Here is a 24,784-nt window from a genome sequence, read left to right as displayed (position 1 = left end):
GGCTCGCATGAGCAGCGATACCCGTTTCGATCCGGCCAGCGCCGATGCGCGCTGGCAAAATGCGTGGGACAAGGCGCAGACCTTCCGCGCCGACAGCAATTCAGACAAGCCCAAGAGCTACGTGCTCGAGATGTTTCCCTATCCTTCGGGGCGCATCCACATCGGCCACGTGCGCAATTACACGATGGGCGATGTGCTGGCGCGCTACAAGAAGGCGACTGGCCACGAAGTGCTGCACCCGATGGGCTGGGACGCTTTCGGCATGCCGGCGGAAAACGCGGCGATGGAAAAGGGCGTCCACCCCGGCGGCTGGACCCGCGACAATATCGAACACATGAAGGCGCAGCTGAAGCGCCTCGGCTTCGCGCTCGACTGGAGCCGCGAGCTGGCGACTTGCGAGCCCGATTATTACGGCCACGAACAGGCGCTGTTCATCGATCTCTACGAAGCGGGCCTCGTCTATCGCAAGGAATCAGAGGTTAACTGGGATCCGGTCGACATGACCGTGCTTGCCAACGAGCAGGTGATCGACGGCAAGGGCTGGCGTTCGGGCGCGGAAGTCGAGAAGCGCAAGCTCAACCAGTGGTTCCTCAAGATCACCGATTTCGCCGAGGAATTGCTCGAAGGATTGGGCAGCCTCGACAATTGGCCCGACAAAGTCCGGCTGATGCAGGAAAACTGGATCGGCAAATCCAAGGGGCTGGAATTCAGCTTCGATCTTTCGAGTGGCGATAGGCTGCCGGTCTATACCACGCGCCCCGACACGATTTTCGGCGCTAGCTTCGTCGCCGTTGCCGCCGACCATCCGGTGGCGCAGTCGCTCGACAGCGGAGAAGCCAAGGCCTTCATTGCGGAATGCAAGAAGGGCGGCACGACCGCGGCCGAGCTGGAGACGGCGGAGAAGCTCGGCTTCGATACCGGTATCACCGCCAAACACCCGTTCACCGGCGCCGACCTGCCTGTCTTCATCGCCAATTTCGTGCTGATGGATTACGGCACCGGCGCGATCATGGCGGTGCCCGGCCACGACCAGCGCGACTTCGAATTCGCGACGAAGTACGGCCTGCCGATCCCGCGTGTGGTTGCGCCCAGCGTGGATGACGCGGACAAGCCTTTCGACGGCGAAGCCGAGGCGGGGGAAGGCGTGATCGTCAACTCCGATTTCCTCGATGGAATGGACGTCGAGGCCGCCAAGCGCGAGATTATCCGCCGGATCGAGGATCAGGGACGCGGCACGGGCAAGACCGTGTGGCGCCTGCGCGACTGGGGCGTTTCGCGCCAGCGCTATTGGGGCACGCCCATCCCCTTCATCCATTGCGAGAAATGCGGCGTCGTCCCCGCGCCCAAGGACAGCCTGCCGATCACCTTGCCCGAGGATGTCGATTTTCAGACGCCGGGCAACCCGCTGCTGCGCCACCCGACCTGGAGCCAAGTCGACTGCCCCAAATGCGGCGGCAAGGCGGAGCGCGAGACCGACACGCTCGACACTTTCGTGGATTCGAGCTGGTATTTCCTGCGCTTTGCCAGCCAGCCTGCCGACAAGCCCTTCGACGCGGAAGAAGTCGCGAAATGGCTGCCGGTCGAACAATATATCGGCGGGGTCGAACACGCGATCCTGCACCTGCTCTACGCCCGCTTCTGGACCCGCGCCTTGGCGCATATGGGCCAGATCGAGGTGAAGGAGCCCTTCGCTTCGCTGTTCACGCAAGGGATGGTCACGCACGAGACCTACAGCCGCAAGGAAGGCGGCAAGACGGTCTATTATGCCCCCGACGAGATCAGCCGCGAGGCCGAGCAGGCGCTGCTGACGGCAGATGGCGGCGAGGTCGAAATCGGCCGCGTCATCAAGATGTCGAAGTCGAAGAAGAACGTCGTCGATCCCGACACGATCGTCGACACTTACGGCGCGGATGCGGTGCGCTGGTTCATGCTGTCCGACAGCCCGCCCGAGCGCGATCTGCCGTGGTCCGAAGCGGGGATCGAGGGGTGCTCGCGCTTCGTCCACCGCTTGTGGCGCCTGTTCTCTGCCCATGATGCGGGCGCGACAGGCGGGGACAAGTCGCTCGACCGCAAAACCCATCAGACCGTCGCCGCTGTGGCGGACGATATCGAGGCGCTGGGCTTCAACAAGGCTGTCGCGCGGATTTACGAACTGACCGGTGCGATTGAAAAGGCCGTTTCCAGTGCCAGCCGTTCGGCCGCTATTCGCACGCTGGCTCAACTGGTCGCGCCGATGATGCCGCACCTTGCCGAGGAAGCCTGGGCCGCCATGGGACAGGAAGGGCTGATCGCCGAGGCGCCCTGGCCCCAAGTCGATCCCGCGCTGCTGATCGAAGACGAGGTGACCATCGCCGTCCAGCACAAGGGCAAGCTGCGCGACACGCTGACCGCGCCTAAAGGCGCTTCGAACGAGGATCTCGAAGCCATGGCGCTTGCCAGTGAGAAGGTGCAGCGCTCCATCGACGGGGCCGATATACGCAAGATCATTGTCGTTCCCGACAGATTGGTGAATATCGTCACCTGATGCGTATCCTCTTCGCCAGCTTCGCTTCCGTTCTGCTTGCCGCATGCAACCTGTCGCCCATGTATGGCGGGGGTGGTAGCGGTGTGGTCGCGCAGTCGCTGGCGGCGATCGATGTGGCGCCGATCGAAGGGCGTGCCGGCTGGCTGGTACGCAGCGCTCTGGAAGAGCGGTTCGGTGCCGCTGGACAGGCGAGCCCGCGATACCGGCTCGAAGTGCGGCTCGACGATCAGCTCGAAGGCCTGGCCGTGCTGCGCGACGATACGATCAGCCGCGAGCGGCGCATTTTGCGCGCGCGCTACCAATTGGTGGATCTCGCGACCGGCGATATCGTGCTCGATGCCACCGACGGATCGGATGCGGGGATCGACGTGGTGTCTTCCGAATATGCGACGATTGCCGCGGAACGCTCCGCGCTCGAAAACCTTTCGCGAGACCTCGCCCAGCGGATCGTCACCCGCGTCGCGCTGGCGCTGCGCGACGACCGGTGAAACTCACCAACCGCGATTTCGCGGCCAAGGGGCGCGCGGCGGCGCAGAGCTGCTCGATCTTTTTCTTCTGCGGGCAGGACGAAGCGGGTGCCAGTGCGGCTGCGAACGATCTTGTCACCTGGCTGCCCGATCCTGGCGAGCGAGTGGAGCTGTCCGGCGCCGAGCTGCGCGGCGATCCCGCGAAACTGGGCGACGAGGCGCGTAGCTCATCGCTGTTCGGCGATCGGCGGCACATCTGGGTCCGCGCCAGCGGCGAGGAAGCCCTCGAAGCGCTCAAAGTGCTGATCGAGACCGGCGAGGCGGGTGCCGGCGAGGCTTGCCCGGTGATTGTCATTGCCACCTCCGCCACCGACAAGTCGCGCAGCGCCAAATTGCTCGACAAACGCAAGGATGCGCTGGTGGCGATGTTCTATCCGCCCGACCTGCAATCCGTCACACGCGCCGTGCGCGCACTGGCGGACGGGGCGGGCGTGCGGCTCGGCGGAGACCTGGCCGAACGCATCGCGCGGGCGGCCAATCTCGACGTCCGGCTGGCGCGGAGCGAGGTCGAGAAGCTCGCTCTCTATCTCGATGGCAGCGCGCAGAGCCCGCAGGCTGCCACTGCTGAGGACGTCGATGCGATCGGCGCCGCGAGCGAGGACGATGGTTTCGCGCCGCTGGTCAATGCGGTGATGGGCGGCCAGGCGGCCAAGGTCGGGATTGAGCTGGCGCGCATGAAGCAACTCGGCCTCAACCCGGTCGGTGTGCTGCTTGCCTTCGAACGGCGCGCGGCGCAGCTTGCGCGGATTGCGGCGGCGCTCGGCCCGCGTCCCTTCGGCGATCTCAATCGGGGCGAAGAAGCGCGGCTAGGTATCTTCTTCAAGGAGAAACGCGAGATCGGCCAGCAATTCGCGCTGTGGCGGCACGGCGACAAGCTCGACCGGCTGACGCAGCGCCTCGTCGGCCTGCACCGCGATCTGCTCACCAACAGCCAGGCGGCCGAACTCCTGCTCGCGCAGGGTCTTGCCGATATTGCGAGAGTCGCGGGCGCCCGGGCTCGCTAGGCGCCGCTCAGTTCTCGGGAACCGAGAATGTCCCCGTCACGCGGCCTCCCGATTCGCCCTGGCCTGTAACCGACGAGGAACCGCTGGCACGCCCATCGATGCTCGATACGCCGCTGGCCAGATCGATCACCAGCCGTCCGCCATTGAGTGTATCGCCGCCGCGATTCAGGCGGACATTGCCCGCCATGGTGATGATCCGGCGATTGAAGTCATAGACCGCCGTATCGCCGCGCGCGCGCTCATTGCCGCGGGACACGGTCACCCCGCCGGTCGCCATGATCCGCTGGATGGAAAGACTGCCCGCATCCGAATAGTTCACGATCGTGCGCGCCGCGCTGAGATTGAGCCCGGCCTGGGTGATCCGGACATTGCCCGACAGCACAACGCGGTTTTGCCGGTCCTGCAGTTCGATCCGGTCGGCGGCATAGGAAACCGGCGCGTTCGAATTGTGTCCGGCAATTGCCTGGGCGGAAAGCTGGATGCCCGCGAATGCGGCCACGGTCACGGCGAAGGAGCCGAGTCCCCAGCGGGCGATGGTGGGGAGCAAGTGCTTCATCAGGGCATCCTCAGCTTGCCGGGCTCCATGCGCAGCCGCGCATTGCCCGTCAGGGTTATGGTGCGTGCCGAAAGATCGGCGGTCAAGCGATCGGCGCGAAAGGTCCCGGCAGGAATCGCGCCATCCACCCCGCCCGCGCCGACGAGCTGCTTGTCGGCGAGATCGACCGAAACGTCGCGCGCCACCATCCGATAGCCATCGGCGGCCTGCATGCGCATCGGACCGATGATCGACACCACTTCCTCGTCGATATCGTATTGCCCGGCCCGGGCGCTGACCCGCGCGGGTCCGTCGTCGAGCAACAGCCGTGCGACGAGATCGTTCATCCGCACGATACCCTCGGCGCTCGATCGCTGGACTGCCTCGCCCGCTGTCAGCGAAAACGGCCGTCCCTTATCGTCCGCGCCGCGATACAGCGCATTGTCGACCCGCAGCCGCTCATCGATGATCGCCACCTTATTGCGATCGAGCAGGAAGCTCACTTCGCCGCGCGGCGATAGCGGTGTGATCACCATCAGCGCGGCGATCACCCCGACACCCATCGGCAGCGCGCGTGCCAGGAAGCCGACCAGACGGTCGTGCGTTCCGCCGGGTTCGGCCCAGTGCTGGCGTTCATGCCGCCGCTCCTTGGCCTGAGCCGTTTCGATCCTGCGATGCCGGGATGCCATGGTGTCGCCCTACGCGTGCGCTCCTTACATGTGGCTGAAGATGTCGTGGTCGGCCCAGCCGGCCACGTCGAGTCGCGCGCGGGTGGGCAGGAAGTCGAAGCACGCCTGCGCCATCGCGGTGCGGCCTTCCCGTTCGAGACGTCTGTCGAGTTCGTCCTTCATGCGGTGAAGGAAGCGCACGTCGCTCGCGGCATAGTCGCGCTGGGCCTCGCTCAGATCCGGCCCACCCCAGTCGCTCGACTGCTGCGCTTTCGAAATGCTCTCGCCGAGCAGTTCTTCCACCAGCATCTTGAGCCCGTGGCGGTCGGTATAGGTGCGGGTCAGCTTGCTGGCGATCTTGGTACAATAACAGGGCGTGGCCATCACGCCGAGGTAATGCTCGATCGCGGCAAGGTCGAAGCGTGCGAAATGGAACAGTTTCAGCCGCTCGGGATCGGCCAGAACCGCCTTGAGATTGGGCGCGTCATAGCTGCTGTCGGGGCCGAAGCGCACGAGATGCTCGTCGCCTTTGCCGTCGCTGATCTGCACGACGCACAGCCGGTCGCGGATGGTGACGAGGCCCATGGTTTCGGTATCGACGGCCACCGGGCCATCGGCGAGGACGCCTTCGGGGAGGTCTTCTTCGTGGAAATACACTGCCATGGGCCAGCGCCTTAGGCCTATTGGGGATTGTAGGGAAGGGGTGCTGGTCTGCCGCGCCACCCCGGCTACAATCGTGCCATGACCGACACTATCCCCGATAGCTGGCAGCCCGTGCTCGATCCGGTCCTGGCAGCCCGCAGGCGCGGCAACTGGGCGGCTTTCTGGTTGCCGAAGAGCGGGCGGGCAAGGCGATCTACCCGCCGCGCGGTCGCAGGTTGAAGGCCCTCGAACTGACTCCGCTCGACGCGGTGAAGGTGGTGATCCTCGGGCAGGACCCCTATCACGGGCCGGGCAGGCGATGGGGCTGTGCTTCGCGGTGCCCGAAGGTGTGAGGGTCCCGCCAAGCCTGGTCAATATCTACAAGGAACTCGAGGCCGATCTCGGGGTGCCACGGCCCGATCATGGCGACCTGAGCAAATGGGCGAGGCAGGGCGTGCTCCTGCTCAATAACACGCTGACGGTCGAGGCGGGGCGAGCGGGCAGCCATGCGGGGCGCGGTTGGGATGCGATCACCGACGCTTGCGTGGCGGCGGTGGCGGCGAGGCCGGAGCCCAGCGTCTTCATCCTGTGGGGCGGCCATGCGCAGGCCAAGGCAAAACGGATCGAGGGCCTTCGCGGCGGGCGGCACTGTGTGATCGAAAGCCCGCACCCCAGCCCGCTTTCGGCGCATCGCGGCTTCTTCGGTTCGAGACCCTTCAGCCGGGCCAACGCCTTCCTTGTCGAAAACGGACGCGGCGCGATCGACTGGCAGCTATGACATCCATGCTTCGCGCATAAGCGTTGCCGCAAAATGTTTCCTGCCTCGGGTGCGCGACCGGTGGCCAGGCGGCTTTTCAACCTTGCCCTCATGTGCCAGTCTCGCGCGGAAGAGGGGAAGGTTTTCCGATGAAGACGATTTTCAGGGCGGGCGCGGCTTTGGCGGTGATGGGCATGATGGTTCCGGCCCATGCCGGTACCGAAAGCGCACATTCAGAGCAGCGTGCCGAGGGGGAGGAGGCGAAACAGGCCGCACTGGCCGAGGCGATGCGGGCGGCCGATCTCTGGATCGAGGGTCAGCGGCAATATCGTAAGATTCCGGCGATTTCGGCAGCGGTGGCACGCGGGGACGAAACTGTCTGGGCGCAGGGCTTCGGGACGACCGACCGCGCGCAGACCATGCCTGCCACGCCCGATACGATCTATTCGATCTGCTCGATATCCAAGCTTTTCACGGCGGTTGCGCTGATGCAACAATGGGAAGCGGGCCGGGTCGCGCTCGACACCCCTGTGGCGGACTATCTGCCTTGGGCGCAGCTTGCCGACGATCCGCGCGAGAGCGTGCCGGTGACGCTGCGCGGGCTGTTGACCCATTCGGCGGGCCTCCCGCGTGAATCGGACTTTCCCTATTGGACCGGACCCGATTTCCCTTTTCCCACGCAGGATCAGATCCGGGCGAAGGTTCCCAGCCAATCGCCGCTCTATCCGGCTGCGACCACCTGGCAATATTCGAATCTCGGCCTCACCCTTGTGGGTGAAACGGTCGAAGCGGTGAGCCGCGAACCCTTCGCCGATTATGTGACAACGAATATTCTCGATCCGCTCGGTCTAGAGAACACAAGACCCGGCATCCCCGCCGAACTCCATGGCCAGCAGCTCGCAGTGGGCTGGGGGGCGCTCGAGGCGGACGGCACGCGCCCGGAGGTCAAACTGTTCGATCCCGCCGGGATCACTCCGGCGGCAGGGTTCAGCGCCAGTGTGGCCGATCTGGCGAAATTCGCCCGGTGGACCATGCGGCTGGCGAAAACCGGCGAGCGCGAAGTGCTGCGCGCCTCGACCCTGCGCGAAATGCAGCGGGTGCATTACATTTCGCCCGATTGGGAAACGAGTTGGGGGCTGGGTTTTTCGGTCCGGCAGGAAAACGGCACGACGGTGGTCGGCCACGGTGGCAGTTGTCCGGGCTATCGCAGCGCGCTGATGATAGCGCCCAAGGAAGAAATGGGCGTTGCGGTCGCCATGAATGCGATGGACGATCCGGGCTTGCTGGCGCGCGGCATTGCGGCGCTGGTCAAGGCACGCGGCGAAGCCAAGCCGTTCGATCCGGTCGCTGGCGTGGAGCTTGGCGAATATGCAGGCGTCTATAGCGGGCAGCCGTGGGATTCGGATTACATGCTGATCCCCTGGGCGGGCGGACTGACCTGGCTCGATCCCGATTCCGGCGAACCGGCCAGGCGCATGTGGCGGCTCAAGCCGCTGGGTGGTGATCGCTTTCGTGTCGTGACCGACAAGGGCGAAGAACGCGATGAGGTGCTGTTCGAGCGCGATCGCGCAGGTAAAGTCCGCGCAATCCGGCAACATTCGAACACCAGCCGTCGCCTGCGCGGGTTATAGGGTCCGGCAGGGGCTCGATGTCGCAGGCTGCCGAATATCAGATGCCGAGGGCGTTCAGCACGAGAGCGGCGCGCTCGGCCACCGATGTTCGGGGAAGTTCGACCGGCCGGTAGCCCAATGCGGGCAGTAGCTTTGCCAAGTGGCGATATTCCTCGACCGCTTCGTCGAATGCATGCTGCCTATCGGTGTCGGTTGCGTGGATTTCCGGCCAGGGCGGGGCAATGAAGACGAGGCCTTCATACGGCCGCCCACTGCCCAACATATCCATAACGCTTCCCGAACCCAGCCGCTCGAGACCCGCCAGTGCATCGATCAGCCCGCGATCGTAGAACACCGGTTCGCGTGTCGAGCGATGGATCTCCAGGTCCGCCCGGGCCGTGTCCACCGCCGCCAAGAGGAAACCGCGTAGGTCGTCCCAAGGTGTGATCCCGTCGGCAATCAGCCGACGGCCGGGCTCGGTTACAATGCGAAATCTGCGATCCGCCAGTTCGGCTATCAGAGTCGATTTTCCGCCACCAGAACAGCCAGTGATCAGGTAATCCGCCAAGCGAGCCTCAGCGTGGCAGTGCGCTTTCGCCCATCAGTGCCTTGTCGACGGCATGAGCGCATTGGCGCCCCTCGCGGATCGCCCAGACGACGAGGCTCTGCCCGCGCCGCATGTCGCCGCAGGAAAACACGTTCGCCTCGCTGGTGAGATACCAGTCGGTGTCCGCCGCGACATTGCCGCGGGTGTCGAGGTCGACGCCCGCCCGGTCGAGCAGGCCGCGCCGCTTGGGACCGGTGAAGCCCATCGCCAGCAGGATGAGGTCGGCTTTGAGCGTGAATTCACTGCCTTCGATCTCCTGCATGCGGCCATCCTTCCATTCGACCCGTACGCATTCGAGACCCGCGACATCGCCGTTTTCCTCGACCACGCGCTTGGTCAGCACCGCCCAGTCGCGCTCGACGCCCTCCTCGTGGCTGGACGATGTGCGCAGTTTCAGCGGCCAGTCGGGCCAGGTCAGCGCCTTGTCTTCCTTTTCAGGCGGCTTGGGCATGATTTCGAGCTGGGTGACGCTGGCAGCACCCTGGCGGTTGGACGTGCCGACACAGTCGCTGCCGGTATCGCCGCCGCCAATCACGATCACATGCTTGCCCGTAGCCGTCAGGCTGCCGCGCGGCGCGGCGCGCACTTCGTCGTCGCCCGCATTGCGCTTGTTCTGCTGGGTGAGGAATTCCATCGCCAGCCGCACACCATCGAGTTCCGAACCCGGAATGTCGAGCATGCGCGCTTCTTCCGCGCCGCCAGCCAGGACCACGGCATCGAAATTTTCCTGCAGGGCCTGAAAGCTGACCTCGACGCCGACTTCGCTCGATGTGCGGAACTGGACGCCTTCGGCTTCCATCTGCACCGCGCGGCGGTTGATCAGGTGCTTTTCCATCTTGAAGTCGGGAATGCCGTAGCGAAGCAGCCCGCCGATCCGGTCGGCCTTTTCAAACACGGTCACGGCGTGGCCGGCCCGCGCAAGTTGCTGGGCGCAGGCGAGGCCCGCCGGGCCGCTGCCGATCACCGCGACCGATTTGCCGGTGCGCTTTTCGGGAAGCTGCGGCTTGACCCAGCCTTCCTTGAAGCCGCGGTCGATGATCGCGCACTCGATCGACTTGATGGTGACCGGCGAATCGATGAGGTTCAGTGTGCAGGCCGCCTCGCATGGGGCGGGGCATACGCGGCCGGTAAATTCGGGGAAGTTGTTGGTCGAATGCAGCACTTCGAGCGCATTCTTCCAATCGTCTTCATAAACCAGGTGGTTCCAGTCCGGAATGATGTTGTTCACCGGGCAGCCGGTGTGACAATAGGGGATGCCGCAATTCATGCACCGGGCCGCCTGCGTCCGCAGTTGGTCTTCCGACAACGGAACCACGAACTCATTATAATGCGTCAGCCGCTCTTCGGGATCGCGATAGGTGCGATCCTTGCGCTCATATTCGAGAAAGCCGGTTTCCTTGCCCACGAGGTCAAATCTCCGATTTGGCCGAAGCCCCCGCGCAGGCGGGGGTCCCGCCAGGCTTTGCGGGAAAGTTGAAAAAAAATACGGGATTCCCGCCGTTGCGGGAAGGACGGAATAGGTTGATGTCGCTCATTCCGCCGCTTCCATCGCGGCCTGTTCGCGTTCGTCTTCGAGTGCCTTCAGTGCGCGGGCGTAGTCGCGCGGCATCACCTTGCGGAAGTTCTTGAGCTCGTTCGTCCAGTCGTCAAGCAGCGCCTTGGCCTGGGCCGATCCGGTATGGAGCAGGTGCCGTTCGACAAGAATTCTGAGCCGTTCGGCATCGTGGTAAAGCGGATCGCCCATGCCGTTATTCTCGACCGAGACGGGCCGCTGCTGCGGTGTGCCCCAGCTCTTTTCGGCGCCCTCGCCATCGCCCGGTTGAACATCGATCACATCGACCTGCGCATGGTTGCACAGCTTTTCAAAGCGCCGCTTGGGATCGTAGACATAGGCGATACCGCCGCTCATCCCGGCGGCGAAGTTACGCCCCGTGGCGCCGAGCACGCAGACCACGCCGCCGGTCATGTATTCGCATCCGTGATCGCCAGTGCCCTCGACCACGGCGATTGCGCCCGAATTGCGCACGCCGAAACGCTCGCCCGCAACGCCGTGGAAATAAGCCTCGCCCGCGATTGCACCATACAGCACGGTGTTGCCGACGATGATATTGTCGCCCGGCGCGCGCGGAGCCGCGTCCGGTTGGCGCACGATGATCCGGCCGCCCGACAGGCCCTTGCCGACATAGTCGTTGGCATCGCCGGTCAGGCTGATCGTCACCCCGTGCGCGAGCCAGGCGCCGAAGCTCTGGCCGGCGACCCCGGTGAAATCGATCCGGATGGTGTCGGGCGCGAGACCCGCATGCCCATGCGCCTCGGCGATCCTGCCCGACAACATAGTGCCAACGGTGCGGTTTACGTTGCGTATGGTCCGGGTGAGCTGGACCGCCTGGCCGCTTTCGATCGCGGGCTTGCAGGCTTCGATCAGCTCGACATCCAGCGCCGCCGCCAGTCCGTGGTCTTGCGTATCGGTGTGGAACAGCGCCTTGCCTTCCTCGATCGGGACGGCGTGGAGGATGCGCTTCAGATCGACGCCATGCGCCTTCCAGTGACGTTCCACGCGGCGCATGTCGATCCGGTCGACCCGGCCGACCATTTCCTCGACCGTGCGGAAGCCCATTTCGGCCATGATCTGGCGCAGCTCTTCGGCGACGAAGAAGAAGTAGTTGATGACATGCTCGGGCGTGCCGACGAAGCGCTTGCGCAGCACCGGGTCCTGCGTCGCCACGCCTACCGGGCAAGTGTTGAGATGGCACTTGCGCATCATGATGCAGCCTGCCGCGATCAGCGGAGCGGTGGCGAAGCCGAATTCGTCCGCGCCCAGCAGCGCCCCGATGGCGACGTCGCGCCCGGTGCGCAGGCCGCCATCGACCTGCACCGCGATGCGGCTGCGCAGATCGTTGAGCAGCAGCGTCTGCTGGGTTTCGGCCAGGCCGATTTCCCACGGGGAGCCGGCGTGGGTGAGGCTGGTCAGCGGGCTCGCGCCCGTGCCGCCTTCATAGCCGGAAATCGTGACATGATCGGCCTTGCACTTGGATACGCCCGCGGCGACCGTGCCGACGCCGACTTCGCTCACCAGTTTCACCGAGATACGGCTTTTGGGCTGCACGTTCTTGAGGTCGTGAATGAGCTGGGCGAGATCTTCGATCGAATAGATATCGTGGTGCGGCGGCGGGCTGATGAGGCCCACACCCGGGGTCGAATGGCGCACCTTGCCGATACGCTTGTCGACCTTGTGGCCGGGAAGCTGGCCGCCTTCTCCGGGCTTCGCGCCCTGCGCCATCTTGATCTGGATATCGTCCGAATTGACCAGATACTCGGTGGTCACGCCGAACCGGCCGCTGGCGACCTGTTTGATCCGGCTACGCATCGAATCGCCATTATCGAGCGGGCGGAAGCGTTCGGGCTCTTCGCCGCCTTCGCCGGTGTTCGAGCGGCCGCCCAGGCGGTTCATCGCGATGGCCAGCGTCGAATGCGCTTCATGGCTGATCGAGCCGAAGCTCATGGCGCCGGTGCTGAAACGCTTGACGATCTCGACCGCCGGTTCGACCTCGTCGAGGCTCAGCGGCTGATCGGCCGGTTGCAGTTCCATCAACCCGCGGATCGTCAACAGGCGCTCCGACTGCTCGTTCACGCTGGCCGCGAATTCGGCGTAGTTCTTCGCATCGTTGCCGCGCACCGCATGTTGCAATTGCGCGACCGATTGCGGGGTCCAGGCATGGGCTTCGCCGCGAAGGCGGTACTGATAGATCCCGCCCGCATCCAGCATGCTCTCGTATAGCGGATTGTCGCCATAGGCCTGCGCGTGACGCAGCACCGCTTCCTGCGCCACTTCCTTGAGGCCGATGCCCTCGATCGTGGTCGCCGTGCCGGCGAAATAGGCGTCGATGAATTCGGAATTGAGGCCGACCGCATCGAAGATCTGCGCGCCGCAATAAGATTGGTAGGTCGAAATACCCATCTTGGACATCACCTTGAGGATGCCCTTGCCCACCGCCTTGACGTAATTGTGTGCGACATCGCCGGGAGCGAGATCTGGAAAGCGGTCGGCGCGCAGATGCTCGAGCGTTTCGAACGCAACATAGGGGTTGATGCCTTCCGCCCCGTATCCAGCCAGCGCGCAGAAATGGTGCACCTCGCGCGCTTCACCGGTTTCGATGACGAGGCCGGTCTGCATGCGCAGACCCTGGCGCACCAGCTGGTGGTGCACTGCGCTGGTGGCGAGCAGCGCGGGCATGGGGATGCGGTCCGGGCCTTGGCCCCGGTCGGACAGGATCAGGATGTTGGCATCGCCGAGCACGGCTTCGGTCGCGGCCCAGCACATTTCCTTCAGCGCCATGGCGAGACCGTCGGCCCCGGTGCTTGCATCCCAGGTGATGTCGATGGTGGCGGTGCGGAAGGCGCCGTCCAGCGCCGCTTCGACAGACCGGATCTTGGCCAGATCCTCGTTGGTGAGAATGGGCTGCGAAACTTCGAGGCGCTTGTGCGTGCCGCCATCGCGGCCGAGCAGATTCGGACGCGGTCCGATCATCGAAAGCAGGCTCATCACCAGCTCTTCGCGGATCGGGTCGATCGGCGGGTTGGTCACCTGCGCGAAGTTCTGCTTGAAATAATCGTAGAGCAGACGGCTGCGGTCCGACAGCACCGCGATCGGCGTATCGGTGCCCATCGATCCGATCGGGTCCTCGCCGCCGCGCGCCATCGGTTCGAGAAACCGCGCAATGTCTTCTTGCGTGTAGCCGAAGGCTTGCTGGCGTTCGAGCAGCGAGGTGTCGGCAACCGGAATGGCCGACAGCTCGGGTTCGATGTGATCGAGGTCCTCAAGCTTGTATTGCGCCTTCGCCAGCCATGCTTCGTAAGGGTCAGCGGCGGCGAGATCGGCCTTGAGCTCCTCGTCCTCGACGATGCGCCCCTCTTCGAGGTCGATCAGCAGCATGCGGCCCGGCTGGAGCCGCCATTTGCGCGTGATGTCGGCATCGTCGAACGGCAAGACACCGCTTTCCGAGGCGAGCACGACGAGATCGTCCTTTGTGGTGCACCAGCGGGCAGGGCGCAATCCGTTACGGTCGAGGCAGGCGCCGATCTGGCGGCCATCGGTGAAGCATACCGCCGCCGGGCCGTCCCACGGCTCCATCAGCGCGGCATGATATTCGTAAAAGGCGCGGCGTTCCGGGCTCATCAGCGGGTTTTTCGCCCATGCCTCGGGCATCAGCATCATCATCGCATGCGCGAGGCTGTAGCCGCCGGTGAGCAGCAGCTCGAGTGCATTGTCGAGGCAGGCGGTGTCCGACTGGCCATGCGGGATCAGCGGCCACATCTTGTCGAGGTCCGAGCCGAGCAGCTCGCTTTCCATCGTCCGGCGGCGCGCTTCCATCCAGTTCACATTGCCGCGAACCGTGTTGATTTCGCCATTATGCGCCATGAAGCGATAGGGGTGGGCGAGGCGCCAACTGGGGAAGGTGTTGGTGCTGAAACGCTGATGGACGAGGCCAAGCGCCGAAATGCAATCGGGATCGCGCAGATCGTCGTAGAAGCTGCCGACCTGGTTGGCGAGCAGCAGGCCCTTATAGACCACCGTGCGGCTGGAAAAGCTCGGGATATAGGCCTGGCTGAGTCCTTCGATGCCATGCTTGGCCTCGAGCGCTTTCAGCGGATTCAGAGTCTGCTTGCGGATGACGACGAGCTTGCGCTCGAAGGCATCGTTGTCGAGGCAGTTCGTCCCGCGGGCAATGACGCATTGGCGAATGACCGGCATCGAATCGACCACCGCCTTGCCCAGCCCGTCCAGCGTGGTCGGGACATCGCGCCAGCCGACGACGCGCTGGCCTTCCTTTTCGGCGAACCGTTCGAGCTGCCGTTCGACAAATTCGCGGGCTTCCTCTTGCTGCGGGAGGAAACACATCGCCACGGCATAATCGCCCGATTGCGGCAAATCGTGGCCGCAACCGTCTGCCCATTTTCGGATGAGCGGATCGGGAATCTGCAACAGGATTCCGGCCCCGTCGCCCAGCAGCGGATCGGCGCCGACCGCGCCGCGGTGGTCCAGGTTGGCGAGAATTTCGAGCGCCTGGGTGACGATGGCATGGTTTTTCGCACCCTTGATATGCGCGACCATGCCGACACCGCAGGCATCGTGTTCGTTCTGCGGATCGTAGAGACCCGTGATAGTGTGGGGCGGCGTGCGTCCCATGGGCGAAGCGTCCTCCTTCGTGCCCGCCAACCGGCCTCGCTTTATGCGGGGCGGCCGGGAGCAAGGTCGATCGGCGCCGAACACGGCACCTGCAAAATTGCGCGAAGGCCCGTCATGCCGACAGGAAAGGTTTTTTGCAACTGCGAGAAGCGTAGCAAAATTTCATGGACGTCAAGATTTACGCTTTTCGGTGCGATTCCGTAGCGGAAATCCGACCCCTGCGGCGCGGGCCTTATTCGGGCTTGCCCACCCGGCTGAGTTTGTCGAGGGCGCTGCGCAGTTCAGCCTGCGGATCGCTTGGGCTTTCGGATGGAACCGGACCGGGCGCCTCGCGCTCGGCTTCGCGGCGCAGGGAAGCAATAGCGGGATCGGCCTCGTCCGGGGCCTGGGCATACGGTCCCGTCTTCAGCGCGGCGAGCGCGGCGCCGAGCCGTTCGGTCAGCGCATCGAGGGGAAGATCGCCGATTGCGGCGGGCATCACAGTGTCGTTTGTCGGCGTATCCAAATCCTGGGGTTGCACTTCGGAACCGACCGCGTCTGCGATCGCTGCGGTGTCCCGAGCTTCGGGAGCGGCGCGTCCGAAGGCGCTTCCGCCGCTATGCCGGGGGGTCGCGCGAATGGTCCCAAGCCGGCGCTATGTCCGTTTCGATACCCGTTTCGGGGAGGGCTCTTCCCAGTCCTCGGCGATAAACCGGTCCTCGGCCCTGCCATCGATCTGGTCGATTCCAGGCGTATCCCCGCTTTCGGCGGGGGCTTCCGGCTCCGCAGGGCTTTCATCCTCGATCTGCCGACCGGCCATGCCAATCCCTTCCTCGCCGATGTCCTCGCGCGGATTGAAGGGGCGGCGCGGGGCAGCGGCCGCGAGTGGGGCAGGCTCGGTCTCGATTTCCCGTTCGTCTTCGCGATCCTGCAACCAGATCCCGGCGCTATCCCTTTCGTCGTCGTCCTCCTCCCGCGAAGCCTCGTTGATCGCCGCCACGCGAATCGCAAGCACAAGACCGATGAGCAGGCCGAGCGCCGCGGCGATCAGCGACAATGCCGCGCGGATCGCGGTGCTATCGCTCAGAATACCGGCGATACCGATGCGTTCGGCCAGCACGGTGTGGATGGCCGGGGGCATGACGAAGAGGCCGAGGCCGAGCAGCAATGCGAACCACGCGGCCACGCCCCATTTGAAAGCGGGGTGGCTGCTGATCGGAGCAGTGCGTTTGGCGGCAGTCATCGCTTACTCAATCACCCGTTCAATGCGGCTCCTGCGGCCGCGACAGACTCGTTTCCTTAGCAGATCTTGGTAAACGGCCCGATAACGATCGATGTTCCGCGCCCAGTCATGGTTTGCGGCGACATGGAGCCGTCCGGCCTCCCGCATCCCCGGCCAGCGATATTTCTCGTCGATGAAGCGCGCCAGCGATGTGGCAATCCCCGGAGGATCGTCGGGCGGAAACAGCAGGCCGGTCACCCCGTCTTCGATCAGCTCGCGATGTCCGCCGACATCGCTCGCCGCGACGATCCGCTGCTGCGCCATCGCTTCCAGCGGTTTCAGCGGAGTCACCAGATCGGTCAGACGCGATTTTTTGCGCGGATAGGCGAGCACGTCGACGAGCGAATAATACCGCTCGACTTCGGAGTGCGGGACGCGTCCGGTGAAGACGATTGCCTCCCCGGCAGAAGACGCTGCAGCCTGCGCCCGCAGCGCTTCGTCCATCGGTCCGCCACCCACCAGCAACAATTGGGCAGTCGGGTGGTGCTCGCGCAGCAGCGGCATGGCCGCGATCAGATCGTCGAGCCCCTCATAGTCGTAGAAGCTGCCGATGAAGCCGATCACCGGTCCGCTGCCAATACCGATTGATTCGGCCAGCGCGCCATCGCGCGGCGGGGCATCGCCGAACAGGGTGAGATCGACGCCGTTGGGCGACAGGCCGATCTTGGCGCCATCATGGCCGCGCGCCACCAGATCGTCGCGCAGGCCGGCGCAAATGGTGAAGACTGCATCGGCCCCGGCCACCACCCGGTTCTCGAGCGACCGGGTGAGGCGGTATTTGAGCGATCCTTCGCGTCCCGTCCCGTTGCCGACAGCGGCATCTTCCCAGAACGCGCGGATTTCATATACGAAGGGCAAACCCAGTCGGCGCGCCGCCCGCAGTCCCGCCATGCCGCACAGTGCGGGCGAATGGGCGTGCAGAATGTCGGGGCGCCAATCGGCGGCCACTCTCTCGATACCTTTTCGCAGCGATTCGATTTCGCGCCATTCGCGCAGACCCGGTGGGCCGGACGGGATATGGCTAACCCGGTGGAAGGTAAGCCCCTCGACCTGTTCGATCGGCGGACCGTCTTCCGAATGGCGCGCGCCGGTAATCCCGCGAACCTCCATACCCGCAGCGCGCAGGCTTTTCAGGATTGCGCGCGTGCGAAATGTATAACCACTGTGTAGCGGCAGAGAATGGTCGAGGACATGCAGAATGCGGGTCATGGGCTCGCCGATGTGACACAGTACACTTAACGCCGCGTCAACCCCGTTGCATTAGGCAGTCATGCGAGAAAGCACCCCATAGTGATTGATTACCTCGCCCTCGGACTGACTCACGCGCTGATCCTCATCGGGATATTGCGCGTGATTGCGCGCGATGAACTCGATCGCGAGGATCCGCCCGGTGCCGAAATTGCAGAGGGCAAGCCCAAAGAACGCGCGGCTCGCCGTGCGCGCCGCGAGCGGGGCCAAGCCTCCGATGCTTGACCTTGCTCTGTTCCTGTTTGTGATGGCGCTCTTCGCGCTCGGCCTCAGGCGCCCTTTCGTCTGGGTGCTGGCCTATCTCTACATCGATATCCTCGCGCCGCAGAAGATCGGCTGGACGCTGACGCCGCTGTTTCCGATCTCCCTCATCGCCTTCGTCCTGGCCTTTGTCGGCTGGGCGGTGACCGACACGAAATCGCAGATCCGCTTCACCTTGCGCCAGGGTATCATGGTCGCTTTTCTCGGCTGGTGTTTCCTGACGCTGCAATGGGCCGATTTCCCCGTGGAGGCAGCCACCAAATGGGAATGGGTCTGGCGTGCGCTGGTCTTCGCGATCTTCCTGCCTTTCACGCTGGTTACCCGGCTCAGGATCGAACTCGCGACGCTGGTGGTGACGCTGACTGCGGGGGCGATCATCATTTCCGCCAGCCTCAAGACCGTGCTGGGCGGCGGAGGGTACGGCAATCTCTATTTCTTCGTGAACGACAATTCGAACATCTATGAAAGTTCGACGCTGTCCACCGTCGCGGTCGGGCTCATCCCGATCATCTGGTGGTTCATGCACCATGGGAGAGTATTTCCGCCAGACTGGCGGGTGAAGCTGTTCGGCTGGGCCTTCATCTTCGCCTGCTTGCTGACCCCGGTCGGCACCGAGGCGCGCACCGGCCTTGTTTGTATCGGCGTACTTGCGCTGTTGCTGCTGCGCGACGTCAAGCGGCGGTTGAGCTTCGTCGCTGCCGGCGCGGCGATGGTCTTGATGGCCGCGCCGTTCCTGCCGCAAAGCTATTACGAGCGCATGGGGCTTATTGCCGGCCACGAGGAGGACCAATCCGCCTCCACCCGCCTTGCGGTGTGGCAGTGGACATACAATTATGCACTTGAGAACCCGATGGGCGGGGGGTTCGATTCCTATCGCGGAAACCGGTTCGAATACCGCCTGCCGCAGGTCGAGGAGAACGCGAACACGACCATGGTCGAGTATCGGGATGTGGTTGACGAGGCGCGCGCTTTCCATTCGTCGATCTTCGAAGTGCTCGGTGAGCAGGGCTGGGTGGGCCTGTTCCTGTGGCTGTGGCTACATGCCAGCGGGCTGTGGCAGATGGAAAGGATCCGCCGCCGCTGGCGGGGCGTGAAGGTGCGAGCTGGCAGGCGCCGCTCGCCAGTGCCCTGCAGATGGCGCAGATCATTTACTTGGTCGGATCGCTCTTCCAGGGATCGCCTATCAGCCGGTGATCCTGATCCTGATTGGCCTGCAATGCGGGCTATGGGCCTATCTCAAGCGCTGCGACGAGGCCGCTTCGGGCCGTACTTCCCGCCGCCGCGCGGCCCAGCGCTCGGACCCCAGCGCGCCACCAGCCTATCGAATGCCTCGCGCTCGGCCCCATCGAGCGACGCGTAGTTTCGGCATCGGCCCTGCGCGGTCACGCAGGCCGCGCCGCTGTCGAGTCTCAGCGAGATGACGCCTAATTGCCGGTCGGCCATGCCGATGGCGGTGGGCGATTCGAGCGGGCCGATATGCAGGAAGGGCTCGAAAATCGGTGCCTCCGGCACCTCGGCCCCGAGCATCCGCAGGATGATCCGCCGGTAATCGCTCAGCGAAATGGGTGCGGAAACGCCCGCCAGCGGCCGATTGCTGGCGAAAAAGGTCGCGTTCTGGCGATCGTTGATGATGTGGCCATGCCCCAGGAACCCTCCTTCGAACAGCGCCTCTCCATGATCGCCGGTGACCACCAGGACCGTCTCGTCCCATACGCCCATCGTCTGGAGCCGGTCGATCAGACGCCCGAGCGCGGCATCGCTGTATGCCACCGCGTTCCAATAGGTTCTCTGGAGCGCGTCCCGGTTCTCCGCTCCGATCTGGCCGCGTTCCAGCGGCGGGCGCGCAAAGCGCTCGGGCACCCCGTCATGGTGGTAGGGGAAATGCGGGGTCTGGAAGTTGAAGTAAACGAATTGCGGCGTCGTCCAGATGGCGGGATCGCCCAGCAGAGCGTCGAACCGGTCCAGCACGATGTTCTCGTCGATCAGCAGCGAGCCTTGCGCGGCGAAGCTGAAGGCGCGCTGCTCCTTGAGCAGTTCCGCATCGACGAAATGATCGGCCACCTCGCGCATTCCGACCGCTTCCGAAATACCGCCGAAATCTTCCGGCTGGCCCGAGAATACGCCGATTTCATAGCCACTCCGGTCGAGTTCGCGGAACAGGCTCGGCGAGCCCGGAGGAACGACCAGACTACCGGCGAAAAGCGATTTGAGCGAGGCAGTGGTGAAGCCGACATGGCTGTAGGCGGGGGCGATGGCGCCGCCTTGCGCGGCCACCCGGGCAAGATTCGGGGCGACCACTTGCCCGTCGATCTGTTTTCCGAGCACGTCCGCCCGGGTGCTTTCGAGCACCACGATGACGAGATGCGGTTTTTTGCCGCTCAACGGCGTTTCGGGAAGAGTGCCGGGAACGGGGACGAGCGCGAGATCGCCGCCATATCCATCCTCGTCGATGCCATTGCCAGGCACGTCCAGCGCAAGTGGGTGGCGTGCTTCGTCGAAAGGGTATGGATCGATGACGCGTCCGGCCAGCCCATAGCCGTCGCCATCGAAATCGCTCGCCAGCGAGAGCAGGTCGCCCAGCGCCTGCCAGGCCATGATGCGCTCCAGCCCGCGTGCCCCATCCCCGCCGATCCGCGGAATGACGAACAGCCCACCTACAAGCAAAAGCCATATGGCAGCGATCATATGCCAGCCGGACCTGATGGCATCGATCGCGGGCTGCGGCCCGGTCAGCCGATGCAGCAACCGGGCCGCGACCCACCATGCCAAAAGGAAGGCGGCAAGGGCAGCCAGCCCCAGCATGATTTCGTTTTTGGCGAAGAGCAGCGCGTCGGTGGCACTTCCCCCTCCCAATTGCTTGAGCAGAGCGAAGCTGACCGCATCGCTGAAATAGGAATGCAATTGGTACTGCAGGCTGAGGACGAGCAGGCTGATCCCGCCATAAAGAAAGGCGAAATGCAGCACTGTCGCCTGCGCGCCCGAGGCTCTCGCGAGCCTCGCCGCGATTTTCCATGCCAGCAGCGCGATGGCGAGCTGGGCAAGCACGAAGCCCAGAGCGAAGAGGGCGATCTCGCCGGGGGTGTCGACCGCACTCGACTGCCCGAAACCGCCGGTGAAGACACCGAACTTGCGGTTTGCAACAAGAAGCTCGGCAGCCGCGACAATTGTCGCCACCAGCGGGACCCCGATTGCCGGACGGAACAAACCAGTGATAATTCGCCCCGCCATGATCCTCCCTTTTCGGGGCGGCTTCATGGCCCCCCTTACGACCATAGCGGTCATGCGAATCGGCTCAATATGCATTGGCGCTTTCTCACCGGCGGTTGCGCCTCGCCATGCCGTAGCGGCACGCGCGATGCGGTTGCGCACCCTCTTTTCATGCGCCATGACTCGCGCCGAACCGCGCGGCGAGAGTCGCATGAAACGCACGTTTTTGGATTAAGGAGAGGCGCGCATGAGCCCGCAGGATCTGGCCGAGAAAGTCGGCGAAACCATCGGCACCAGCGAATGGGTCGAGATGAGCCAGGAACGGATCAACCAGTTCGCCGAGGCCACAGGCGATCACCAGTTCATCCATATCGACGAAGAAAAGGCCAAAATGACGCCCTTCGGCGGCACCATCGCGCATGGCTTTCTTACGCTGTCGATGATCCCCTATCTCGGCGCCAATTCGGACGTGCCCAAGCTTGACGGCGTGAAAATGGGCGTGAATTACGGTGGTAACAAGACCCGTTTCATTAGCCCCGTTCGCAGCGGCAAGCGCATTCGCGGCCACTGGAAGCTGATCGAAATGAACGAAAAGCGCCCTGGCCAGTGGCAGCAGACCTGCGAGATCACGATGGAGATCGAAGGCGAGGAGAAGCCCGCTTTGATCACTGAGTGGATCACCCAGATATTCGTCTGATTTCCCCCTCCTCCCCGGTGAGGATCAGACATTTCTAGCAAATCAAGGACATACCCATGCGTGACGCAGTCATCGTCTCCACCGCCCGCACCGCCATCGGCCGCGCCTATAAGGGCGGGTTCAACGACACCAAGGGACCGACGCTCGGCTCCTATTCCCTGAAGCCCGCGATCGAGCGCGCTGGCATCGATGCCGGCGAGGTCGACGACGTGTTGTGGGGTGCCGCACTCCAGCAGGGAACACAGGCCGGCAACCTTGCCCGCCAGGTAGCATTGCGGGCGGGGTGTCCCGTGTCGGTAAGCGGCATGACCATCGACCGCCAGTGCTCCTCGGGTCTGATGAGCATCGCCACGGCTGCCAAGCAGATCATCACCGACCGCATGGACGTGGTTGCCGCGGGTGGTCAGGAATCGATCAGCCTCGTGCAGACGAAGGAAATGCGGGTGATGCCCGATCCGGAGCTGATCGCCATGCACGGCGCGATCTACATGCCCATGCTGCAGACCGCCGAGACGGTCGCCCAGCGCTATGGCATCAGCCGCGAAGCGCAGGACGAATATGCCCTGTCCAGCCAGCAGCGCACCGCCGCCGCGCAGGAAGCGGGCAAGTTCGACGACGAAATCGTACCTGTCAGCACCACGCACAAAGTGCAGAACAAGGAAACCGGCGAGATTTCGGATGTTGAGATCACCATCGCCAAGGACGAAGGCAACCGCCCTTCGACCACGCTCGAAGGCCTTCAGGGCCTCCAGCCGGTCATGGGTCCCGGCACCTCGATCACGGCGGGTAACGCCTCGCAGCTTTCGGACGGGTCTTCGGCCTCGATCCTGATGGAAGCCAAGGTCGCCGAACAAAAGGGTCTTCAGCCGCTTGGCCGCTATGTCGGCATGGCGGTTGCGGGCACGGAGCCCGACGAAATGGGCATCGGCCCGGTTTTCGCCATTCCCAAGCTTCTGAAACGCTTCGATCTCAAGGTCGACGATATCGGCCTGTGGGAACTGAACGAAGCCTTCGCCGTCCAGGTGCTCTATTGCCGCGACAAGCTGGGCATCGACAACGACAAGCTCAATGTCAATGGCGGCTCGATCTCGATTGGCCACCCCTATGGCATGACCGGCGCACGCTGCGTCGGCCATACGCTGATCGAAGGCAAGCGCCGCGGTGCCAAATACGGCGTCGTCACCATGTGCGTCGGCGGCGGCATGGGCGCAGCCGGCCTGTTCGAGATTTTCTAGGAGTCTTTTGTCGGGCCTACCGCTTCGCTGCATGAGGCCTAGGAGGTAATCACGATGACCGAGCGGTGGCCGAAACTCGATTTCGAGGCCGACCGCCCGGTCATCGAAAGCCTGCATGCCTATCTCCAGGTCGTGGGCAAATTGCCCACTCGGGCGCTGCCGTGGTGCAACCACAGTTGGCATCTGGCGCTGCGCGTGGTGCCGCGCGGTTTCCGCAGCTATCCGGTGTTCTTTCCGCGCGGAGAGGTGGAAGTTCTCTTCGACTGCCTGGGATCAACCGTCGCGGTCGAAACCTCGACCGGGTTCGCCGCCGGATTCGAAGTGGCCGGTCAGACCGTCGCGCGCTTTCACGAACAGCTCGCCGAATTGCTGGGGCGCGCGGGAATTCAGACCGATATTTCCGGTGCTCCGAACGAAGTCGAAGAGGCGGTTCCCTTCGCACGGGATAAGCGCGAGCGGGAATGGGACATCTCCGTCCTGGCGCGTATCCACCGCGCCTTTTCCCACGCAAACCGGGTGTTCGAGACATTTCGTACCGGCTTTGTTGGAAAATCCAGCCCCAGCCATTTGTTCTGGGGCAGCTTCGATCTCGCGGTTACGCGGTTCTCGGGGCGAGAGGCGCCGCTTCATCCCGGCGGATTTCCTAACCTTCCCGACCGCGTGACGCGCGAGGCCTATAGCCATGAAGTCGCCAGTGCGGGGTTCTGGCTGGGTGGCGGGGGTGTCGATGAGGCGGCTTTTTACGCCTATGGCTACCCCACGCCTGACGGGTATTGCGATGCCGAGGTCGGGCCGGAGGGAGCTTTTTGGCACGCCGAACTGGGCGAATGGGTGCTTCCCTATGCCAGCATGCGCGAGGCGAGCGATCCCGAGGCGGCGCTGCTGGAGTTTCTCGAGACAAGCTACCGGGCAGTGGCGGACCGTTCGGGGTGGGACCGTGCGGCGCTGGAAATTCCTGCGGGCGCTCTTGGGCGACCCTATGATGTCAAGGCGGAGCGCGCAGGCCCCGCCTGACCGGGCGCGATACTCGCGCCGTACGATGCGACCGCCACCGTATCGTTCCTGCTGCAAGCACTCGGTCTGCCGAGCGGTAAAGGATGTCGCCCGGTCCGCCGATCTTCAGATCGATCGTTAGCGGCGCGGCAAGGTGTCTATCGGGCGCAATTGCCGTTGGACGAATGCGCCGCGCGGGGCCTATGCTCACCCCTATGGGTGTCGTCGAGATCATCGGTATTGCCGGAAGCGTCAGCCTGCTGGCGGGGTGGCGGCTCTATCTGTGTATCTTTGCCACCGGTCTCGCGATGCGCCTGGACGCATTGCCGCTGCCCGAGCACCTCGCCAGCCTCGACGTATTGGCGAACCCATGGGTCATGGCGATCGCGGCCTTGGCCGCGGTCGCGGAATTCTTCGCGGACAAGGTGATGTGGCTCGATTCGATCTGGGATGGGGTGCACACATTCGTTCGACCTGTCGGCGGCGCCCTGCTGGCGCTGGCCATTGTCGATCCGTCCGATCCCGCGACGCAAGTGATCGCGTTCCTTTTGGGTGGCGGGGCGAGCTTTGCGGCGCATGTGGGCAAGGCAAGTGCGCGCGGAGCGATCAACACCAGCCCCGAACCGGTTAGCAATATGGTGGTATCGACGGCCGAGGACGTGGCGACCGTCGGCCTGCTATACCTTGCCTATGAATTCCCGCTCGTCGCAGGCGGTATTGCCCTCGCCTTGCTTGCGCTCACGGTCTGGCTGCTCATGGTGGCGCGCCGCGTAATCGGTCTGATCTTCGGTCGGCCCAAGGAGCCGCCGCCGGCCTGAACC

Annotated in this window: 19 protein-coding genes and 2 pseudogenes; 11 read left to right on the top strand and 10 right to left on the bottom strand. The window is 64.2% G+C overall.

Going from position 1 to position 24,784, the window contains the following annotated elements; translation table 11 throughout:
- The first annotated feature begins 7 nt into the window (after positions 1 to 7).
- Genes leuS through holA form a run of 3 tightly spaced genes read left to right on the top strand, consistent with a single transcriptional unit; the run spans position 8 to position 4,055 of the window.
- Positions 8 to 2,524: a leucine--tRNA ligase gene (gene leuS, locus DVR09_RS01785; protein WP_115415410.1), complete on the top strand. Its 2,517-nt coding sequence runs from the start codon at positions 8 to 10 to the stop codon at positions 2,522 to 2,524.
- The gene (gene lptE / locus DVR09_RS01780) at positions 2,524 to 3,012 is read left to right on the top strand and encodes an LPS assembly lipoprotein LptE (protein ID WP_115415409.1); all 489 of its coding nucleotides are present in this window, start codon (positions 2,524 to 2,526) and stop codon (positions 3,010 to 3,012) included. The genes leuS and lptE overlap by 1 nt, the downstream gene beginning before the upstream one ends.
- Entirely contained in the window at positions 3,009 to 4,055 is a 1,047-nt protein-coding gene (holA, locus tag DVR09_RS01775; protein WP_115415408.1) for a DNA polymerase III subunit delta, read from the top strand. Before lptE ends, holA begins: the two co-directional genes overlap by 4 nt.
- Before the next feature lie 7 nt (positions 4,056 to 4,062).
- Here holA and DVR09_RS01770 read toward each other — a convergent pair whose 3' ends face one another.
- From DVR09_RS01770 to DVR09_RS01760, 3 genes are read right to left on the bottom strand one after another with little or no spacing between them, the layout of a single operon-like run.
- Positions 4,063 to 4,611, bottom strand: a complete 549-nt coding sequence (locus tag DVR09_RS01770) for an LptA/OstA family protein (protein ID WP_115415407.1) — start codon at positions 4,609 to 4,611, stop codon at positions 4,063 to 4,065.
- Positions 4,611 to 5,279 (bottom strand): LPS export ABC transporter periplasmic protein LptC, encoded by a 669-nt coding sequence (gene lptC, locus DVR09_RS01765; RefSeq protein WP_115415406.1) that lies wholly within the window; start codon positions 5,277 to 5,279, stop codon positions 4,611 to 4,613. The genes DVR09_RS01770 and lptC overlap by 1 nt, the downstream gene beginning before the upstream one ends.
- Before the next feature lie 24 nt (positions 5,280 to 5,303).
- Positions 5,304 to 5,921, bottom strand: coding sequence for a ribonuclease D (locus DVR09_RS01760; RefSeq protein WP_115415405.1), 618 nt, complete (start codon positions 5,919 to 5,921; stop codon positions 5,304 to 5,306).
- Positions 5,922 to 5,999: 78 nt separating this feature from the next.
- On the opposite strand from DVR09_RS01760, the pseudogene ung reads away from it, so the two are divergent.
- Positions 6,000 to 6,678, top strand: a pseudogene (gene ung, locus DVR09_RS01755) (uracil-DNA glycosylase).
- Positions 6,679 to 6,806: 128 nt separating this feature from the next.
- Positions 6,807 to 8,288 (top strand): serine hydrolase domain-containing protein, encoded by a 1,482-nt coding sequence (locus DVR09_RS01750; RefSeq protein ID WP_115415404.1) that lies wholly within the window; start codon positions 6,807 to 6,809, stop codon positions 8,286 to 8,288.
- Between the two features lie 37 nt (positions 8,289 to 8,325).
- Here the strand turns inward: DVR09_RS01750 and DVR09_RS01745 are convergent, their stop codons facing one another.
- The 6 genes from DVR09_RS01745 to DVR09_RS01720 all read right to left on the bottom strand — a co-directional run bounded on the left by DVR09_RS01745 (position 8,326) and on the right by DVR09_RS01720 (position 17,531).
- Entirely contained in the window at positions 8,326 to 8,835 is a 510-nt protein-coding gene (locus DVR09_RS01745; RefSeq protein WP_115415403.1) for an AAA family ATPase, read from the bottom strand.
- A gap of 7 nt (positions 8,836 to 8,842) precedes the next feature.
- Positions 8,843 to 10,279, bottom strand: coding sequence for a glutamate synthase subunit beta (locus DVR09_RS01740; protein ID WP_115415402.1), 1,437 nt, complete (start codon positions 10,277 to 10,279; stop codon positions 8,843 to 8,845).
- A 126-nt stretch (positions 10,280 to 10,405) separates the two neighbouring features.
- Positions 10,406 to 15,061: a glutamate synthase large subunit gene (gene gltB, locus DVR09_RS01735; RefSeq protein WP_115417728.1), complete on the bottom strand. Its 4,656-nt coding sequence runs from the start codon at positions 15,059 to 15,061 to the stop codon at positions 10,406 to 10,408.
- 232 nt (positions 15,062 to 15,293) lie between these two features.
- Positions 15,294 to 15,539, bottom strand: coding sequence for a hypothetical protein (locus DVR09_RS01730; protein WP_115415401.1), 246 nt, complete (start codon positions 15,537 to 15,539; stop codon positions 15,294 to 15,296).
- Between the two features lie 156 nt (positions 15,540 to 15,695).
- Positions 15,696 to 16,283, bottom strand: coding sequence for a hypothetical protein (locus DVR09_RS01725; RefSeq protein WP_115415400.1), 588 nt, complete (start codon positions 16,281 to 16,283; stop codon positions 15,696 to 15,698).
- Positions 16,284 to 16,286: 3 nt separating this feature from the next.
- Positions 16,287 to 17,531 carry a TIGR04063 family PEP-CTERM/XrtA system glycosyltransferase gene (locus DVR09_RS01720; RefSeq protein WP_115415399.1) on the bottom strand — a complete coding sequence of 415 codons (1,245 nt, stop codon included), beginning with the start codon at positions 17,529 to 17,531 and terminating at the stop codon, positions 16,287 to 16,289.
- Positions 17,532 to 17,612: 81 nt separating this feature from the next.
- On the opposite strand from DVR09_RS01720, the gene DVR09_RS01715 reads away from it, so the two are divergent.
- Together DVR09_RS01715 and DVR09_RS01710 are read left to right on the top strand one after the other, a co-directional pair.
- The gene (locus DVR09_RS01715; RefSeq protein ID WP_115415398.1) at positions 17,613 to 17,795 is read left to right on the top strand and encodes a hypothetical protein; all 183 of its coding nucleotides are present in this window, start codon (positions 17,613 to 17,615) and stop codon (positions 17,793 to 17,795) included.
- Positions 17,788 to 18,804: pseudogene (locus DVR09_RS01710) on the top strand (DUF5935 domain-containing protein); the annotation flags it as partial. The gene DVR09_RS01715 and the pseudogene DVR09_RS01710, both read left to right, overlap by 8 nt.
- Positions 18,805 to 19,067: 263 nt before the next feature.
- Here the strand turns inward: DVR09_RS01710 and DVR09_RS17860 are convergent.
- Entirely contained in the window at positions 19,068 to 21,059 is a 1,992-nt protein-coding gene (locus tag DVR09_RS17860) for a sulfatase-like hydrolase/transferase (RefSeq protein ID WP_162814812.1), read from the bottom strand.
- A 226-nt stretch (positions 21,060 to 21,285) separates the two neighbouring features.
- Between DVR09_RS17860 and DVR09_RS01700 the strand changes: the two genes are divergently transcribed.
- The 4 genes from DVR09_RS01700 (at position 21,286) to DVR09_RS01685 (ending at position 24,781) form a co-directional block, all read left to right on the top strand.
- Positions 21,286 to 21,735, top strand: a complete 450-nt coding sequence (locus tag DVR09_RS01700; RefSeq protein ID WP_115415396.1) for a MaoC family dehydratase — start codon at positions 21,286 to 21,288, stop codon at positions 21,733 to 21,735.
- Between the two features lie 56 nt (positions 21,736 to 21,791).
- Complete coding sequence (locus DVR09_RS01695; RefSeq protein WP_115415395.1) at positions 21,792 to 22,970, top strand: acetyl-CoA C-acyltransferase; 1,179 nt, start codon at positions 21,792 to 21,794, stop codon at positions 22,968 to 22,970.
- 54 nt (positions 22,971 to 23,024) lie between these two features.
- Positions 23,025 to 23,984 carry a DUF5996 family protein gene (locus DVR09_RS01690; protein WP_115415394.1) on the top strand — a complete coding sequence of 320 codons (960 nt, stop codon included), beginning with the start codon at positions 23,025 to 23,027 and terminating at the stop codon, positions 23,982 to 23,984.
- A gap of 194 nt (positions 23,985 to 24,178) precedes the next feature.
- On the top strand, positions 24,179 to 24,781 hold the full coding sequence (locus DVR09_RS01685) for a DUF4126 domain-containing protein (protein ID WP_115415393.1): 603 nt from the start codon (positions 24,179 to 24,181) through the stop codon (positions 24,779 to 24,781).
- Positions 24,782 to 24,784 lie beyond the last annotated feature (3 nt).

Source organism: Erythrobacter aureus, from assembly GCF_003355455.1.
In the GTDB taxonomy this organism is placed as follows: Bacteria; Pseudomonadota; Alphaproteobacteria; order Sphingomonadales; family Sphingomonadaceae; genus Qipengyuania; species Qipengyuania aurea.
Note: the sequence above shows the minus strand (reverse complement) of the source record. Positions and strands in the feature narration are given on the sequence as shown.

Excerpts from the sequence above, each read along its gene's own strand:
- leuS (WP_115415410.1), top strand. The coding sequence starts at position 8 with ATGAGCAGCGATACCCGTTTCGATCCGGCCAGCGCCGATGCGCGCTGG.
- lptE (WP_115415409.1), top strand. The coding sequence starts at position 2,524 with ATGCGTATCCTCTTCGCCAGCTTCGCTTCCGTTCTGCTTGCCGCATGC.
- DVR09_RS01770 (WP_115415407.1), bottom strand. The coding sequence starts at position 4,611 with ATGAAGCACTTGCTCCCCACCATCGCCCGCTGGGGACTCGGCTCCTTC.
- lptC (WP_115415406.1), bottom strand. The coding sequence starts at position 5,279 with ATGGCATCCCGGCATCGCAGGATCGAAACGGCTCAGGCCAAGGAGCGG.
- DVR09_RS01760 (WP_115415405.1), bottom strand. The coding sequence starts at position 5,921 with ATGGCAGTGTATTTCCACGAAGAAGACCTCCCCGAAGGCGTCCTCGCC.
- DVR09_RS01750 (WP_115415404.1), top strand. The coding sequence starts at position 6,807 with ATGAAGACGATTTTCAGGGCGGGCGCGGCTTTGGCGGTGATGGGCATG.
- gltB (WP_115417728.1), bottom strand. The coding sequence starts at position 15,061 with ATGGGACGCACGCCGCCCCACACTATCACGGGTCTCTACGATCCGCAG.
- DVR09_RS01730 (WP_115415401.1), bottom strand. The coding sequence starts at position 15,539 with ATGCCCGCCGCAATCGGCGATCTTCCCCTCGATGCGCTGACCGAACGG.
- DVR09_RS01725 (WP_115415400.1), bottom strand. The coding sequence starts at position 16,283 with ATGACTGCCGCCAAACGCACTGCTCCGATCAGCAGCCACCCCGCTTTC.
- DVR09_RS01720 (WP_115415399.1), bottom strand. The coding sequence starts at position 17,531 with ATGACCCGCATTCTGCATGTCCTCGACCATTCTCTGCCGCTACACAGT.
- DVR09_RS17860 (WP_162814812.1), bottom strand. The coding sequence starts at position 21,059 with ATGGCGGGGCGAATTATCACTGGTTTGTTCCGTCCGGCAATCGGGGTC.
- DVR09_RS01700 (WP_115415396.1), top strand. The coding sequence starts at position 21,286 with ATGAGCCCGCAGGATCTGGCCGAGAAAGTCGGCGAAACCATCGGCACC.
- DVR09_RS01695 (WP_115415395.1), top strand. The coding sequence starts at position 21,792 with ATGCGTGACGCAGTCATCGTCTCCACCGCCCGCACCGCCATCGGCCGC.
- DVR09_RS01690 (WP_115415394.1), top strand. The coding sequence starts at position 23,025 with ATGACCGAGCGGTGGCCGAAACTCGATTTCGAGGCCGACCGCCCGGTC.
- DVR09_RS01685 (WP_115415393.1), top strand. The coding sequence starts at position 24,179 with ATGGGTGTCGTCGAGATCATCGGTATTGCCGGAAGCGTCAGCCTGCTG.